The organism is Breznakia sp. PFB1-19 (genome assembly GCF_029893935.1).
Lineage (GTDB): Bacteria > Bacillota_I > Bacilli_A > Erysipelotrichales > Erysipelotrichaceae > Breznakia > Breznakia blatticola.
This window is the reverse complement of record NZ_JARXXJ010000011.1, coordinates 58,507-73,546: the sequence shown is the minus strand read 5'-3', so window position 1 is coordinate 73,546 and position 15,040 is coordinate 58,507. Positions and strand designations below refer to the sequence as shown.

16 protein-coding genes and 1 tRNA gene are annotated in these 15,040 nt (G+C 33.6%); 6 read left to right on the top strand and 11 right to left on the bottom strand.

Annotated features, from left to right (window positions below):
• Nucleotides 1–174: 174 nt before the first annotated feature.
• The 3 genes from M2098_RS07000 to M2098_RS06990 all read right to left on the bottom strand — a co-directional run bounded on the left by M2098_RS07000 (nucleotide 175) and on the right by M2098_RS06990 (nucleotide 1,585).
• On the bottom strand, nucleotides 175–423 hold the full coding sequence (locus tag M2098_RS07000) for a hypothetical protein (RefSeq protein WP_280683083.1): 249 nt from the start codon (nucleotides 421–423) through the stop codon (nucleotides 175–177).
• 240 nt (nucleotides 424–663) lie between these two features.
• Nucleotides 664–927 carry a hypothetical protein gene (locus M2098_RS06995; protein WP_280683081.1) on the bottom strand — a complete coding sequence of 88 codons (264 nt, stop codon included), beginning with the start codon at nucleotides 925–927 and terminating at the stop codon, nucleotides 664–666.
• Between the two features lie 454 nt (nucleotides 928–1,381).
• Nucleotides 1,382–1,585: a helix-turn-helix transcriptional regulator gene (locus M2098_RS06990; protein WP_280683079.1), complete on the bottom strand. Its 204-nt coding sequence runs from the start codon at nucleotides 1,583–1,585 to the stop codon at nucleotides 1,382–1,384.
• A gap of 230 nt (nucleotides 1,586–1,815) precedes the next feature.
• Here M2098_RS06990 and M2098_RS06985 point away from each other — a divergent pair, with 230 nt between their 5' ends.
• The 3 genes from M2098_RS06985 to M2098_RS06975 all read left to right on the top strand — a co-directional run bounded on the left by M2098_RS06985 (nucleotide 1,816) and on the right by M2098_RS06975 (nucleotide 4,374).
• Nucleotides 1,816–2,430, top strand: coding sequence for an XRE family transcriptional regulator (locus M2098_RS06985; RefSeq protein WP_280683077.1), 615 nt, complete (start codon nucleotides 1,816–1,818; stop codon nucleotides 2,428–2,430).
• Nucleotides 2,427–3,185, top strand: a complete 759-nt coding sequence (locus M2098_RS06980; RefSeq protein WP_280683075.1) for a hypothetical protein — start codon at nucleotides 2,427–2,429, stop codon at nucleotides 3,183–3,185. Before M2098_RS06985 ends, M2098_RS06980 begins: the two co-directional genes overlap by 4 nt.
• 100 nt (nucleotides 3,186–3,285) lie before the next feature.
• Nucleotides 3,286–4,374: a tyrosine-type recombinase/integrase gene (locus M2098_RS06975; RefSeq protein ID WP_280683073.1), complete on the top strand. Its 1,089-nt coding sequence runs from the start codon at nucleotides 3,286–3,288 to the stop codon at nucleotides 4,372–4,374.
• Nucleotides 4,375–4,467: 93 nt separating this feature from the next.
• On the opposite strand, the gene M2098_RS06970 is transcribed toward M2098_RS06975, so the two are convergent.
• The 5 genes from M2098_RS06970 to M2098_RS06950 all read right to left on the bottom strand — a co-directional run bounded on the left by M2098_RS06970 (nucleotide 4,468) and on the right by M2098_RS06950 (nucleotide 10,588).
• Nucleotides 4,468–4,543, bottom strand: a tRNA-His gene (locus M2098_RS06970).
• Nucleotides 4,544–4,622: 79 nt separating this feature from the next.
• Complete coding sequence (locus M2098_RS06965) at nucleotides 4,623–5,294, bottom strand: hypothetical protein (protein ID WP_280683071.1); 672 nt, start codon at nucleotides 5,292–5,294, stop codon at nucleotides 4,623–4,625.
• A gap of 134 nt (nucleotides 5,295–5,428) precedes the next feature.
• Complete coding sequence (locus M2098_RS06960) at nucleotides 5,429–7,513, bottom strand: elongation factor G (protein WP_280683069.1); 2,085 nt, start codon at nucleotides 7,511–7,513, stop codon at nucleotides 5,429–5,431.
• A gap of 11 nt (nucleotides 7,514–7,524) precedes the next feature.
• Nucleotides 7,525–8,193, bottom strand: coding sequence for an ankyrin repeat domain-containing protein (locus tag M2098_RS06955; RefSeq protein ID WP_134168661.1), 669 nt, complete (start codon nucleotides 8,191–8,193; stop codon nucleotides 7,525–7,527).
• Between the two features lie 181 nt (nucleotides 8,194–8,374).
• Nucleotides 8,375–10,588 (bottom strand): U32 family peptidase, encoded by a 2,214-nt coding sequence (locus tag M2098_RS06950; protein WP_280683066.1) that lies wholly within the window; start codon nucleotides 10,586–10,588, stop codon nucleotides 8,375–8,377.
• Nucleotides 10,589–10,671: 83 nt separating this feature from the next.
• Between M2098_RS06950 and M2098_RS06945 the strand changes: the two genes are divergently transcribed.
• The gene (locus tag M2098_RS06945; protein ID WP_280683064.1) at nucleotides 10,672–11,184 is read left to right on the top strand and encodes a nitroreductase family protein; all 513 of its coding nucleotides are present in this window, start codon (nucleotides 10,672–10,674) and stop codon (nucleotides 11,182–11,184) included.
• Between the two features lie 11 nt (nucleotides 11,185–11,195).
• Nucleotides 11,196–12,038 carry an aldo/keto reductase gene (locus tag M2098_RS06940; RefSeq protein WP_280683062.1) on the top strand — a complete coding sequence of 281 codons (843 nt, stop codon included), beginning with the start codon at nucleotides 11,196–11,198 and terminating at the stop codon, nucleotides 12,036–12,038.
• Between the two features lie 24 nt (nucleotides 12,039–12,062).
• On the opposite strand, the gene M2098_RS06935 is transcribed toward M2098_RS06940, so the two are convergent.
• Together M2098_RS06935 and M2098_RS06930 are read right to left on the bottom strand one after the other, a co-directional pair.
• Nucleotides 12,063–12,521: a GNAT family N-acetyltransferase gene (locus M2098_RS06935; RefSeq protein ID WP_280683061.1), complete on the bottom strand. Its 459-nt coding sequence runs from the start codon at nucleotides 12,519–12,521 to the stop codon at nucleotides 12,063–12,065.
• A 1-nt stretch (nucleotide 12,522) separates the two neighbouring features.
• On the bottom strand, nucleotides 12,523–13,161 hold the full coding sequence (locus M2098_RS06930) for a hypothetical protein (RefSeq protein WP_280683059.1): 639 nt from the start codon (nucleotides 13,159–13,161) through the stop codon (nucleotides 12,523–12,525).
• Nucleotides 13,162–13,271: 110 nt separating this feature from the next.
• On the opposite strand from M2098_RS06930, the gene M2098_RS06925 reads away from it, so the two are divergent.
• Nucleotides 13,272–14,150: a class I SAM-dependent methyltransferase gene (locus M2098_RS06925; RefSeq protein ID WP_134168649.1), complete on the top strand. Its 879-nt coding sequence runs from the start codon at nucleotides 13,272–13,274 to the stop codon at nucleotides 14,148–14,150.
• Nucleotides 14,151–14,169: 19 nt separating this feature from the next.
• Here the strand turns inward: M2098_RS06925 and M2098_RS06920 are convergent, their stop codons facing one another.
• Nucleotides 14,170–15,039: an HAD family hydrolase gene (locus tag M2098_RS06920; protein ID WP_280683055.1), complete on the bottom strand. Its 870-nt coding sequence runs from the start codon at nucleotides 15,037–15,039 to the stop codon at nucleotides 14,170–14,172.
• Between the last annotated feature and the right edge of the window lies 1 nt (nucleotide 15,040).

Below are 15,040 nucleotides of genomic sequence, written 5' to 3'. Positions count from 1 at the left end.
ATTTAGATTTCGTTTTCAAAGATCTTATTTATATCCATTTTCAAAGATTAATCACCTTTGAAATTCACTCGTTTTCATAAACTTTTTACACTACCGCCAATAATACGTAATCTTAAACTCACCTAAACTTTTCAATCGAGGTGCTAAGCTCGAACTACTTTGTTTAGCTGTCACTCATTCTTGATTTAACAATTCTTGTGATAAATCTTCATTAATTTCTTCTAGCGATTCAATCTGATTATCTTTGTGCTTTACTAAATGTTCATAACTAGTTGCTTGATTAGCCATAGAAATCATTAAAAAAAAGATTACTAATACTGTCGCCAAAAGCAGTGCTGACACCAAATGATTCTCCTGTTTAAGAGTCTTGATGCGTTTATCTTTTTCTTCATGTGTTAGAAATCTTATCTTTTCATTATTCATAATTATCCTCTTTCTACATCATTAGCAGATACGAACTGAACTAGTGCTAAAATTGTTTTTTGTTACAGAAAGGATGAACCGCAAATAAATAAAACTTTATAATAGGGGTGTAATGTTTTATTTGCTATTACTAGTCCAGCTCATAGCTGCTAACGATGTCTTTGTTTATTTAATGTACTGTGGTATAATTAAGAAGGCATAAATGCCATTTAATTATGTGGACACTTACAGTTTTCCAGGCTATTGAGTGTCTTTTTTTGTGTCTTCTAGATTGCTAAGTAACAATTCATATGATATTCCAAAATCATTTGATATGGCTTTTAACAACCACTCAGTCGGTAAATATCTTGGATTGAATTCTACTAGTTTTTTATCAACTCTTCTTGCTCGATACTTCTTAAATAATTCTCGTGCTTTATATGTAGAAATATCCTTTCCGTTGATCTTCAATACTTTCTTAATATCAAGATATGTCATGAACATCATATTTTGTTCTACTGACATTTTTTCAACTCCTTTCGTTTGTGTGTTTTATTTATTCCCTCATGAGAACTAGATTAATTTGGTGTAATCTCCTTGTAGTTACCGCTACAGAAAGAAAGATAACTCAATACAACCTATTTTTGAAATAATAAATAAATTAGTAACAACCATAATTAATCTTATTTCATCAATTAATAAAAAATTAATAAGCTATTCTTTAGACAACGATATTGCTAATGCTCATATTGTTGCACTTGAAGTTGAAGAACGTGCTCCACCATTAAAAGATAAATTGAATATTCTTGTGATTTTCATTTTCTACGTTAATGTATTACCGTTTGCGTATTTTTTAATGCGAAAATTGGTATCACATGTAATATTTAAAAGTTTCAAATATCTATTTGGTTTTTAGATGTGTTTATCACATCTTTTTTTAATCTAGTTCACATAAGGGAATAAATATTTCAAATTGGGATTACTTCTTCCCTACATCGGTTTCTATAAAGTGTTCTAATGGAACATCAAAGTATTTCGCCAAAATCATTAACTTGTCTATTTTTGGTTTGCTTCTGCCTTGTTTCCAATCGCTAAGTGTAGCGGTTGATATTCCTGTGTCTTTAGATACCTTGTATGAAGTAATTCCTTTTTCATTAATCAAAACAGCATATTTTTCATACATATGATTTTCTCCTTTCTTATTAAGGAAAACCACTTTGTTATTGTTTTTAGTACGGAAATGTGATATATATAAATTGTTAGATTAAAAATATTCAAAATGCGTACAAAGACAATATAGGTGTGCTTTTTATTATGGTTTTCCTTAACACAAACCAATATTAACATGCGTATCCGTAACTGTCAACACTTTTGTTATGGTTTTCCATAAGGCGTTTTGATGGAAAGGAATTTATGAGTAGTTACGAATTATTTAAGAGAATAATTGATGAGAAAGATATTACAGCCTATAGAGTATCTAAAGACACTGGTATTTCAAATGCTGTTCTAAGTGATTGGAAATTAGGAAGAAGTACCCCAAAGCAAGATAAAATGATAATTCTTGCTGAGTATTTAGGTGTAACAGTAAATTATTTGATGGGTATTGAAACTCCCAAACAATCACCAAACAAAAAAGGAACAGTTATACCAGTTTTGGGAATATGTCCATGCGGTATCCCTATCGAAGCAATAGAAGATATTATCGATACTGAAGAAATTGATGAGAAATTAGCAAAAACAGGAACATTCTTCGGACTTATTGCGAAAGGTGATAGCATGTATCCTCGCATCATGGATGGTGATGTGATGATTATCAGAGAAACTCCTGATGTGCCTAGTGGATCTGTGGCTATTGTAAAAGTTAATGGTGATGATGCTACTTGCAAAAAGGTATCATTTAATGAAAACGGCATCACGTTAATTCCATTAAATCCACAATACGAACCAGTTTTTTATAATCATGAGCAAATAAAAAAACTACCTATCACTATTTGTGGGCAGGTAGTAGAAGTTAGAGGCAAGTTGTGAACATTAAAACAAAAGCAGGTTTTGTCGTATATGAATGGTTATCTGACAAAGTAATTATAAAGGGACCAGGCGTGTCATCAACGCATTTTTATCAAACTATGGAAAACATAAAGATTTCAAGAACTTTTATTTTAAAGCCGCATATCTCTTTTACGGAACACTCAAAAAAGTGTTTGATACATTTTAATAAGCGTGATGAATGTCATATAGTCAAAATAATTGAATATATTAATTCATATAAAAAAGACAGAGAAGTTAAACAAGATATTTCAGTCGAATCTCCTTTGTCTGAATCAAAAGAATTGTATGATGATGAAGTTTCTATTGATATAAAAGTTGTTGGAACATCTTTCAAGCAAAATGAGATAAAAAAGTTATTTTATTTATCTAATAAGTTGCTTGATAACGAAAAATACCAAGACATGAGTACGAAAGAAATAAAAGAAGCGTTGCAATTTGAAGATGAGATTTTTGAATTTCAACCAGTCGAATATTCAAATAATGAAATTCGCTTCATAAACGAGCCAGATAATGAATTTGATAAAGAAGCTGTAAAGGTTGTCATCATTGAAGACAATAAAGAATTTCATGTCGGATACATACCAAAACAGCAAATAAACGATTTTAATAACTATAGAGAGATAAAAAATGTTGAAGCAATCTTAAGTGGTGGCAAATATAAAACACTTGATGATGACCTTGAAAGTGTCACTACAGAAGAGTACAACTATGTCATTGACTTAATTTTCAAATAAAAAGAACACCCTGCTGGAACAGGATGTTCAGGAAAAATTGTGTATCATCACTACACGATTTTTCTTATACAAATTTTACATTAGAAAGGATGGTAAAGCAATGCCAGTATATGAAAACAAAAAAACAAAGCAATACTATTGGAAAGTTTCAATTAATGGGCAACAATATAAACGGCAAAATAAACAATGGACTAGAAAAATACATGCACAACGTGATTTAGATGCTTTCATTGAATCTATGAATCGCAATGAGTATGTGAAAAACATTAAGTTCGAAAAAATGCTTGAAGCATATGATGGCTTTGCATTAATTAAGTATAAACCAAACACGAGAATACATCAGCGTAATATAATAAACAAACATATACTGCCATTCTTTAAAAACATGACTGTGTCAAATATAGTAGCAGCAGACGTTATTCTATGGCAACAACAGTTGATAAAAAAGAAAATGAGTAATGGATCATATTACTCAAATCAAATGTTAGAAAAAATACAGACAACCGCTCGTACAGTATTTAAGTTTGCTGAAGATCATGATTATATACGAAAGAATCCATTCAAAGCAACTGTCTTTGTTCGCCATAGAACTGTTCAAAGAAAAAAAGAACATACCATATTAACTTATCCTGAATTCAAAAAGTTCATGAACGTTATTGATAATCAAGTACATCGTGTATTATTTTCAATTCTATATTGGAATGGATTGCGCATTGGTGAAGCTATGGCTCTCACGTTAAATGACTATCAAGATGGAAAACTTTATATTGAAACAAACTGGGATTATAAAACACATATCATCACAACTACGAAAACTGATGAAAGTAGAATAGTAGATGTTCCAAAAGAATGTCAGATTGAAATAGACACGCTTATCAGCATGTTAGATAGCGACCACAAGAACAAAACAACACCTCTTATAGGAATTGTTCACAGAGAACCTAAAACTACTTTAGAACGCGCCAAAAAGCGTTACATAGACGAAAGTGGTGTAAGATATTTTACTTTTCACGATTTGAGACATACGCATGTATCTACACTTATTGATCTGGGATGGCAAAGTAATGCAATTGCTAAACGATTAGGGCATAGCGTGGAGATGGTAAATAATGTCTATGGTCATTTATTTCCAAGACGTATAGATGATGACATGGATAAACTTAACAATTTATCGTCATTTATTGAATAGAGTACAGAAAACTGTACTAAAACTGTACGATTTCTGTACGATTATGTGATAAAAAAAAGAAAAGCCCTTTATTCAAGGGCTTTATTGCTTATATGGGGCGACCGATGGGATTTGAACCCACGCATGACGGGACCACAACCCGCTGTGTTAACCACTTCACCACGACCGCCATATTTCAGTAAGCATTACCTATTATAAACAAAAAGATAACGTTTGTAAATAGGTTTTGCTCACTATTTGAAATAATTTTACTTATTCTCTGGAGTTGGTGTTACTGTCTCAGGAGCCACTTGTGCTGAAATCTCAATTTCAACGTAATCCCCGTCTTTTTCTTTTACATTTAAGACGCGTCCAATAAAACCGGTAACATCTTTATTTTCTTTAAGATATGCACGAAGTTTCGTCATATCTTTTTTATCGATACTTCCTAAGAAAGTTCCATTATCTAAAGACACCTTTTCTTTTTCTACGATGATTTTAGATCCAACTGCAATTGAGTTATATGCATCTGGTAGTTCTGTTTCTACTTCTGTAGTCATCACAATACGTTTACGCATACTTGCATTTACATCTACTTTTTTACGCAATCCGTTTACTTTGTCTTTAAAATTTATATTAGGTGTAAACTCAATTCGTTCATCAATGGATTTTAATGCACTAATTGAACCCATTGCCGTTAAAACAAAGAATAACGTAATGAATAAAATAACTACTCCTAAAAAGATACTAAGCGTAAATGCATAAACAGTTAATACCGCAAAGGCAATTGCGATTAAAAGTTCAACAAAGAAACTCTTCTTTAATTGGTCTGCACTTTTCCATTCAGTTCCTATTTTTACTTTTTGTTCGGCGACTTCCCAGTCACCACCATTTTTTTCAACATTTTCTTTTTGTTCATTAACTTCTTGATTCTTTTTCATAACGCGCTCCCAATTCTGACAATAGTTATTATACTAAGTATCTGATACTTTTACAATTGCAATCATACACTTCACGTAATATTCAACATTGATATGCAAAAAAACCGATAGTTAAAAACTACCGGTCATTTCTCTTATGCTTCTTTTGCTTTTCGTGCCTTATCAATGATTTGATCTTTCATTGCATTTGGTATTTCATCGTAGCGTTCAAATTCTTGCGTATAATGTCCACGACCTTGTGTACAAGCACGTAGTATCGTTGGGAAGTCAAGTATTTCTGCTAATGGTGCAGTTGCTGTAATTACCTGTTTTCCACCTTCAAGGTCCATCGAAATAATCATTCCTCTACGTTTATTGATCTCACCAATTACATTTCCTGTGTATTCATCAGGAACGGAAATTCTCAAACTCATAATTGGTTCCAATAATACTGGATTTGCTTTAGGAATACCATCTTTATAAGCTAAACTTGCAGCAAGTTTAAATGATAATTCATTTGAATCGACATCATGATATTTACCATCATATAAAACTGCTTTTGTGTTTACCATTTTATATCCAGCCAGTACTCCAGTTTCCATAGCTTCACGTAACCCTGTTTCAACTGCTGGGAAATATCCTTTTGGTACTGCTCCACCAACAACTCGTGTCTCAAAAACCATTTCTTCTTCATCCGGATTTGGTAAGAATTCAATAAATACATGTCCGAATTGTCCATGACCACCAGATTGTTTCTTGTGTCGACCTTCGGCTTCCACTTTCTTTTTAATCGTTTCACGATATTGTACTTTTGGATCACTTAATTCAACATCAACTTTATAGCGATTTTTCATTTTATTAACTATCACTTCAAAGTGTTGTTCTCCAACTCCATAAAGAACAATTTGTTTCGTTTCTTTATTGTTATCGATCCATGTTGTTTGATCTTCTTCGAGCACTTTTTGAAGTGCACCATTTACTTTATCATCATCTGCTTTTGTCTTTGGACGAATTGCATGACCAAGTAGTCCTTTTGTAAATGGTATTGGATCTGCCACATAATGTTTTCCTTTATCACAAAGTGTATCATTCGTTTGTGTAAATTGTAATTTACTTACTGCTCCAATATCACCTGTAAATAGCTTTCCTACTGCAGTTTGGTGCTTTCCTTTGATAATAAAGATTTGTGAGATTTTCTCCATTTCATCTTTTTTCGGGTTGTATACTGCTGTATCACTTGTCAGTGTACCACTTAACACTTTTAAGAACGAAATTTTACCAACGAATGGGTCAACAATCGTTTTAAATACAAGCGCACTTAGCGTTTCATCTTCTGCAGTTTGTAGTTCTATTAATTCATTTGTTTTTGTATCGGTAAGAACAATTGTACCTTGTTCACCATACGTTGGAAAATATTTCACAATAAGGTCCATCAAACGTTCAATACCAACTGATAACGTTGCTGAACCACTAAATACAGGAACAATATCACCATTACGAACACCAATACGAACACCTTTTGTAAGTTGTGCTTCAGTGAATTCTTCTCCACTAAAGTATTTTTCCATCAATTCATCATCACCCATCGCTACAGTTTCTGCAATTTGTGCTTTATATGTATCAACGGTTTCACGATAGTCATCAGGTACATCATATGCTGTATCACGACTTGCCTTATCGCCCTTAAAGTACCACACTTTATCTCTTAAGATGTTGATGGAACCAATTACTTCTCCATTTTCTAAAATTGGCATCTCAAAAGGAATAACACTTTTCCCAAACGTATCACGCAATGCATTGTATGTTTCATCAAATGATGTGTGATCTTCATCTAGCTTGTTAATAAAGAAAATTGCAGGAATCTTTTTATCTTTTGCAGCTTCCCACGCATTAATCGTTCCTGGTTGCACTTTATCTTTTGCACTCACAATAATCAATGCATTATCACAAACTTCCATTGCTGCTTCTTGTTCTCCAATATAATCTAGATATCCTGGAGTATCTAAGAAGTTAATTTTATAATCTTGCCACTCAATTGGAACAATCGATGTATAAATCGACATTCCTCTAGCAATTTCTTCACTATCATAATCAATAAGTGAACTTCCTTCACTTGTTTTCCCAAAACGATCACTTGCTTTCGTAAAATAAAGCATCGCTTCTAAAATAGAAGTCTTTCCTGAACCACTATGTCCTAACACGGCGACATTACGTATTTCACTTGATTTATAATCTCTCATACTTTGTCCCCCTATCCTAATAATGGTTCAAGTTCACTTTTTAATGACTCTCGAACATAATTGATGGCTTTCTTTCCATCTTCATCTTCAATATTTTTATCTGCACCATAGTCGAGTAATTTTTCAACTAAACCTGCATATCCAGCATATGCTGCGCGCATCAATGCCGTACAACCATTATTATCTTGTAAGTTTACGTCTGCTTTTGCCACTAGCAATAAATCAATTGCATCTTGTTTATATGCTAGACATGCTTCCATTAATGCGGTTCTTCCTTTTTCATCACGTAAATCGAGCATTAAATCACCTTTCAATAATTCACGAATTACACGATCATACCCCAAGAATGCTGCACGCATCAATGCTGTGCGTCCCTTGCAATCTTGAATATTAATATCCGCTCCTGCTTCCATTAATTTCTTTACGATGGTCTTATTACCTTTTTTTGCTGCTCCCATCAATGCAGTTCTTCCTTGATTGTCTCTTAAATTTACATCTGCACCATTATCAATTAAAATTCGTACGACATCTTTATAATCTCTTTTTGCAGCACGCATGAGAATGGTTCTTCCTTCTGGATTTTGATAATTAATATCCAATCCCTTTTTAATTTGGGCAACTAGTGTAGTTACATCCCCTGTAGCTCCTGTGTTCCACAGGATTTTCATTTGCTCGTCCATTTCAACACTTCCTTTCATTCACTAAAAAATGCGAATTCTCTTCGCATCATGAAACAAACAAAAAATTGGGATGATGATTTCTTCACTTACAGATCCTTGAATGTTTTGCATACTCATCACCCCTCTCTTGAAATTAATATAGCAAATAAAAACCACATGCGCATGCATGTGGTAGTATCTGCTAGTAATTTGGAATTTTTGCAAGAATCGCTTTAACTTCTTTTGCTGATTCATCTGTAAAATCAAGTCGAAAGTGTTCAATTCCCATTTGCTTGTATTGTTCCATATTTGCAATTTCATCTTTTGGCATATCTTGATAGATGGAAATGTAGCCATCTTTATCTTCTTGAAGATAATATCGATGCTTATGTAAATCCTCTAAATAATATTGCGCATTTGCATTTGTTCTTGAAATTGCTGCTTTAATAATATTGGTTTTGATATGCATCACTTTTGCTTTCCCATAAAGAACAACACCTATATTTGGTAAAAAGTGATATGTCCTTTGAAAGGCTTGAACAAGATCAAAAATTGCTTCATGTGTCAATTCGCGTGACACATAAATATGTTGATTTTGCATCGATTGTAAATATGCCACCGTTTCACTATTGGACACATTAAGACTTTCATCAATAATTTTCCCTTGATTTAGACCTCCGATATCTCCAACCATCTTTGCTTCATCGCATTGTGTACTTACAACATTACTTTGACGATACATAACAGGTATTTGATCTTTGTAGGTTTTATATAACTCATAATCACTTGTGAATAAGCTAGCTTTTACATCTTTACATACAAGTAATTGTTGCTCATCTAGTACCGTAAGTTCAAGTGAAAAACTTTCAAATGTATCTTTAATAGGCGCACTTACAAATTGTATATGTTTACGTGTAAAATCTTGTACCCGCAAATCATAAAGTGCATCCAATGCTTGTCGACGCAAAGCATTAATTTGCTGTAAAGGTAAGAAAATATCATCATCTTTTTCTACTTCAATTTGTTTAAAGGCAAATATTGTATCGTTGGTTTTATCGATACGTTTTTGAATATCTGCTGCTTCAACTGGACGCTTTTGTGCTTTATCAATGTTACAATCACTTACTTTTTGTACTTCATGGATACCATCACTGACAGTTATTTCTAAAGGTTTACCAATGTGTAATTTCACTTTTGCATACACATCTACTTTTCGCTTTAAGTGTTGATAACTTTGACTAATTGTTGCTTCAAGTTGCACATCTTTTGTCTTGACTACTTCACAGCCAACTTTAACGGAAAGTTTTCCTTTATCAATCTCGATTACATCTTCTTTTTTAGCACCATTGACTAGTAAGCCTTGTACATAAATTCGATTTAGTGTAAATCCATCACTATTTTCATTTAGAAAACGAATTCCATCATGTTGTTTAATATCTGCAGTTAATGAAATTCCAATACGATTGTTACGAATATATACAACTTTACCTAAAGGAATACCGACATGATTTGGTCTTTCGTGATTCATCATTTGCTTATCATTTTTTTCATAAAAATGAGCTTTTGTGTAATGACGATTAAACAATACCTTCAACTGCTCCAATTGATCATCTCGTATCTTGAAATGCTCTTGGTCAATTGCTTGACGATACAACATTGTTGTATATGCAACATATTGTGGACTTTTCATTCGTCCCTCAATTTTCAGTGAATGCACTTCTGCATTTTTTAACTGGTCAATATCTTCTAATAAAAAGTTATCTTTTGGACTTAGTAAATATGCATAATCATGTACCATCGCTCCATTTTCATATAAGCGATATAACATACGACAATTTTGCGCACACATTCCACGATTTCCACTACGATGCATATGAAGCGCAGAAAATAAACATTGTCCTGAAAACGAAATACAAAGCGCTCCATGCACAAACACTTCTTTTTCAATATCTATATCTCTATAACTTAACATTTGTTTATATGAAGTCTCACGGGCTAATACTGCACGGCTAACACCTTGACTATGCAAAAAGGCTAATGCTTCATGATTGTATACATGCATTTGTGTAGAAGCATGTACTTCAAAATCAGGATATGTTTTACGTATTGCATAAAGTAAGCCCAAATCTTGCACAATACAAGCATCTACTTGTGCATGATATAAATCATCAATATAGTGCATCACGTTGTGGAATTCATGTTGGTAAATTAGTGTATTAACAGTTATATAAATTTTACACCCATATGCATGTGCATACTGAACCATTTCGCGTATTTCATCCATTGAAAAGTTTGCCGCAAAGGCTCTTGCCCCAAACAATTCTCCACTTAAATATAAAGCGTCTGCTCCATTTTGAATGGCAGCAATCGCACTTTCTTTATTTCCGGCTGGTGCCAATAACTCAATTTTTTTCATGTCCGTATTGTATCATAAAGTTGCATATGTTTTTCATTTTTAATAAATTGTCTTATAATGTACATAGTTAAGGAGGATTCATAATGTTAGAAGTTTTTAATAAACGTTGTAGTATTCGAAAATATCACGACAAAGTTGTGGAAGATGAAAAGTTACAAGAAGTTCTTCATGCAATTCAAAGTGCTCCAACTTGGAAAAACAAACAATGTTTTGAAGTGATTGTGGTTGATGATCGTCAAACATTGGAAAAACTAGGTGCCCTTGTGCGCTATAACCCAAGTGAAAGTGCCTATACAATGTGTTCACATAACCTTGTATTCATTGCTCGACCTGATGGTAGTGGACTTCGTGATGAAAAACCATACTACATGGCAGATACAGCAATCGCAATTACGCACGCAAGCCTAGAAGCAACAAATCAAGGATTGGGTACTTGCTGGGTTGGTGTATTCCCTGAAGAGGAAGTAAAAACCTTACTAAATATTCCAGAAACTTATAAAGTTGTTGCCCTTATGCCTCTAGGATATGCAAATGAACCATATGCAAAACGTCCAAGACGCGAAATCGATGCAATCGTGCATCACAATACATACTAAAGGAGAAAGCTATGCAAAACTATACATTAAAAAATGGTGTTGAAATTCCAAGAATTGGATTTGGTACTTGGAAATTAAACACAAGAGAACTCGCTTACCCAAGCGTGAAAGAAGCAATCAAAGCAGGATATACACATATTGATACAGCTGCAGTGTATGCCAATGAGGAGTTCGTTGGTGAAGCTATTCGTGATGCAAACGTAGATCGTGAAAGTCTATTCATCACAACAAAACTATGGAACGACGTACGCGGTTATGATGAAACGCTGGATGCATTTAACACTTCACTTGAAAAACTAGGTGTGGATTATATTGATTTATATTTAATTCACTGGCCAAACCCAGTAAAATATCGAGATAACTGGCAAGCGATGAACGCTGCTTCATGGAAAGCGATGGAATACTTATATAAAGAAGGAAAGGTGCGTGCAATTGGAGTATCAAACTTCTTACCACACCATCTGCAAGAATTAGAGAAAACAATGGAAATTGCACCAATGGTGAATCAAATTGAATTACACCCTGGTCAATTACACAAAGAAACGGTAGCGTATTGCCGTGAACATGAAATTCTAATTGAAGCTTGGAGCCCATTAGCAAGCGGTGATTTGATTCAGAAAAAAGAAATCGTGGAATTAGCTGCAAAATATGATAAAAATGTTGGACAATTACTTTTACGTTGGCACATACAACATAACTTCTTGCCACTACCACGTTCAACAAATCCAGAGCGTATTGCCTCTAACTTAGATGTCTTTGATTTTGATATCACAACAGAAGACATGAACTATATCGACGCATTACCTTATGAGGATACAAACTCTAACACAGATCCAGATACAGCAAACTTCTAAAAAAGGAACTTACGAGTTCCTTTTTTATATACATTTTACATAGAGTTGGCAAGGATTATGAGCATCCCATAAGGTTGGAAATATCTCTACTGGTAGAAAACCTTCCTTTTGGTAAAATAAATTCGTTTGATCATACGATGCATAATGTCCACTTGCTACAGTTTTTACTTGAAGCATTTTGTATCCATGATTTTTTGCATAGATTTCTGCTTGTTGAAGTAAAGCATGACCATATCCTTTTCGTTGTTTATCGATATAAACACCCATTACTGCCACTTCTAAAGTTACTTCGCTTGTCTTTTTCAAACTAATAAAGCCAACTGGTTTATCTGTTTCAAATACTGCAAAACAAATTTCATTACGCGTCTGTTCGATATAATTTTCACGTGAACTTTCTATACCAAACCAAGTCTCTAACTGTTCTAACACCGCACGCGCAATAGTTTCTTTTTGTTTTACATCTTCAATTAGACATACATCCATATTATTGAAGTTTGATAATTTCTAAGCGACCATTGTTGTTGATGACATAAATCGTTGCTTCACTTTTCAATTCATCAGCTTTTACACTTGTATCTTCATATGAAATTGAAATTGTAACAACATATGCATCAAAATCTTGTGTTTCTACAGTATCTGTTGTTCCTTCAGCTTCATTTCCAGGAACTGTAACTGTATAACTTAACGCTTCTGTAGTTGTATTTGTAACTTTCGCTTCACTTACGACTGGCAAATTTGCTTTTCCATAATCATCACTGATGAAACGGTAATTTGCATATACATAGTTCATTGCAAAAGTCTTCCATTCTTCGCGACGATCTTCAGGGATGTATGTTAATCCACCAACATCTTCTGAACTTTCTTTATTTTTTAAACTAAAGAAATCAATCGCAAAGTTTTGTGCAACTAGGTTTGCAATTTTTTCTTCATCATTTGATTTAAGTGCATCTGTTAATTCATTGTAAGTTACCACTTGATATTCAAATGCATTTTTTGGTGTTTCATATACTTCATTTGTTTTTATCTGTGTCTTTGCCACTTCTACTTCATCATCCTTTGATCCACCACATGCAACCAAAGTAATCAGCATTGCGACAAGAAATAATTTTCCAAGTTTTTTCATAGTGCCTCCTGCATATACCAAAACATTATACCATAAATCAAATAATGTAGATTCCTTTTTTAAACAATTGCACACCATGGTATAATAGGAAAAGAAATTATGAGGTGTCTATGAAATTAATAGCAAATAACTGGAAAGATTATGAATGTATAGATTGTGGAAATGGAGAAAAATTAGAACGTTGGAAAAACGTAATTTTGCGTCGTCCAGATCCTCAAGTTATATGGCCAGTCGATACGTCAAACTCTATGTGGAGAAAAGTTGACGCGCATTATCATCGCTCAAAATCTGGTGGTGGTCATTGGGAGTTTATCAAGAAAGTTCCTGAACATTGGACAATTTCATATAAAGAACTGACTTTCAAAGTAAGTCCTACAGGATTTAAACATACAGGTTTATTCCCTGAGCAAGCAGCAAACTGGGACTATATGATGGATACGATTAGAAATAGTGGACGTGATGACATTCGAGTTTTAAATCTATTTGCCTATACTGGTGGAGCTACACTTGCATGTGCCAGTGCAGGCGCAAGTGAAGTAGTTCACGTTGATGCATCAAAAGGAATGGTCAACTGGGCAAAAGAAAATATGCAACTTAGTCATCTAACAGATAAGAAAATTCGTTTTATTGTTGAAGATTGTGTCAAGTTCGTAAAACGCGAAGCAAGACGTGGACGTACATATCACGCAATTATTATGGATCCACCAAGTTATGGAAGAGGACCAAATGGTGAAATGTGGAAAATTGAAGAACAATTGTATCCGCTAATCTCTGCTTGTCTAGATATCTTAGATAAAGATGCACTATTTTTCCTAGTAAACTCGTATACAACTGGATTAGGAGCAACTGTACTGGAAAATGTTTTACACTTAACCGTGAAAAAACAACAAGGCCAAGGTCAAGTTACTTGTGGTGAAATTGGCTTACCAATCACATATACAAATCAAGTTTTGCCATGCGGAATCTACGGACGTTGGGAAGCAAAATAGCAAAAAAAGAAGCGTATCATTACTGATTTGCTTCTTTTTCATTGTCTTCTAATACTTTGTAGATCAGTTTTGCAATTCCATCTTCTTCATTGCTTAATGCTACATAATTTGCAGCATTTTTAACTGTTTGACTTGCTTGTCCCATCGCATACGAATTCTCGAATTTTTCAAGCATTGAGATGTCATTTAAGCCATCACCAACTACGAGTACTTCTTCAGGTTTATACCCATACACATCACATACTTGTTGAATTGCATGTCCTTTTGTTGCTGCTAAAGCATTCACTTCAAGGTTCAATTCGTGTGAGGATGTTACAGTAATACCTTGAACGACTTCAAGCGCTTTTTGTACATCAATTTTATTTTGCGCATCAGTGCAAATAATTTCCAATTTTAAAATCTCTAAATCCAAAATATTTGTAAGATTACTTTCAACATGATAGTCCTTTGTAAAGTTTTTAATGATTTCGTCTAAGTTCTCTTGTTTTTCTCCATGAAATAATCTTAGAATTCTTTCACGAACATAACCGATGAAATCATCACCTTCATAAAATGCATAACGTCCTTCTGTAGCATAATAGTCAGGAGAAAGTCCAAATGTGTCAAGAATTGCTTGAATTTCAACAATTGCATCACGTTCTAATGGATTTACAACTAAACAATTGCCTTGATTATCATAGAACTGTGCTCCATTTAAAGCAATACACTTTGGTCGAACATCAATTGGTTCTATTGCTTGCTGTAAAGCTAAATAGTCTCTTCCACTTGCTGGCATAAAAGAAACGCCATGATGACGTAACATTTCAACCGCTTTAATATTTTCTTTACTTACCACATGGTCCTCATTCAATAAAGTTCCATCTAAATCGCTTACAAATAATCGAATCATA

Coding starts and splice junctions, on each gene's coding strand:
- M2098_RS06950 (WP_280683066.1), bottom strand. CDS start 10,588: ATGAAAAAAATTGAGTTATTGGCACCAGCCGGAAATAAAGAAAGTGCG.
- M2098_RS06925 (WP_134168649.1), top strand. CDS start 13,272: ATGAAATTAATAGCAAATAACTGGAAAGATTATGAATGTATAGATTGT.
- M2098_RS06985 (WP_280683077.1), top strand. CDS start 1,816: ATGAGTAGTTACGAATTATTTAAGAGAATAATTGATGAGAAAGATATT.
- M2098_RS06965 (WP_280683071.1), bottom strand. CDS start 5,294: ATGAAAAAGAATCAAGAAGTTAATGAACAAAAAGAAAATGTTGAAAAA.
- M2098_RS07000 (WP_280683083.1), bottom strand. CDS start 423: ATGAATAATGAAAAGATAAGATTTCTAACACATGAAGAAAAAGATAAA.
- M2098_RS06955 (WP_134168661.1), bottom strand. CDS start 8,193: ATGGACGAGCAAATGAAAATCCTGTGGAACACAGGAGCTACAGGGGAT.
- M2098_RS06935 (WP_280683061.1), bottom strand. CDS start 12,521: ATGGATGTATGTCTAATTGAAGATGTAAAACAAAAAGAAACTATTGCG.
- M2098_RS06990 (WP_280683079.1), bottom strand. CDS start 1,585: ATGTATGAAAAATATGCTGTTTTGATTAATGAAAAAGGAATTACTTCA.
- M2098_RS06960 (WP_280683069.1), bottom strand. CDS start 7,513: ATGAGAGATTATAAATCAAGTGAAATACGTAATGTCGCCGTGTTAGGA.
- M2098_RS06945 (WP_280683064.1), top strand. CDS start 10,672: ATGTTAGAAGTTTTTAATAAACGTTGTAGTATTCGAAAATATCACGAC.
- M2098_RS06940 (WP_280683062.1), top strand. CDS start 11,196: ATGCAAAACTATACATTAAAAAATGGTGTTGAAATTCCAAGAATTGGA.
- M2098_RS06995 (WP_280683081.1), bottom strand. CDS start 927: ATGTCAGTAGAACAAAATATGATGTTCATGACATATCTTGATATTAAG.
- M2098_RS06975 (WP_280683073.1), top strand. CDS start 3,286: ATGCCAGTATATGAAAACAAAAAAACAAAGCAATACTATTGGAAAGTT.
- M2098_RS06920 (WP_280683055.1), bottom strand. CDS start 15,039: ATGATTCGATTATTTGTAAGCGATTTAGATGGAACTTTATTGAATGAG.
- M2098_RS06930 (WP_280683059.1), bottom strand. CDS start 13,161: ATGAAAAAACTTGGAAAATTATTTCTTGTCGCAATGCTGATTACTTTG.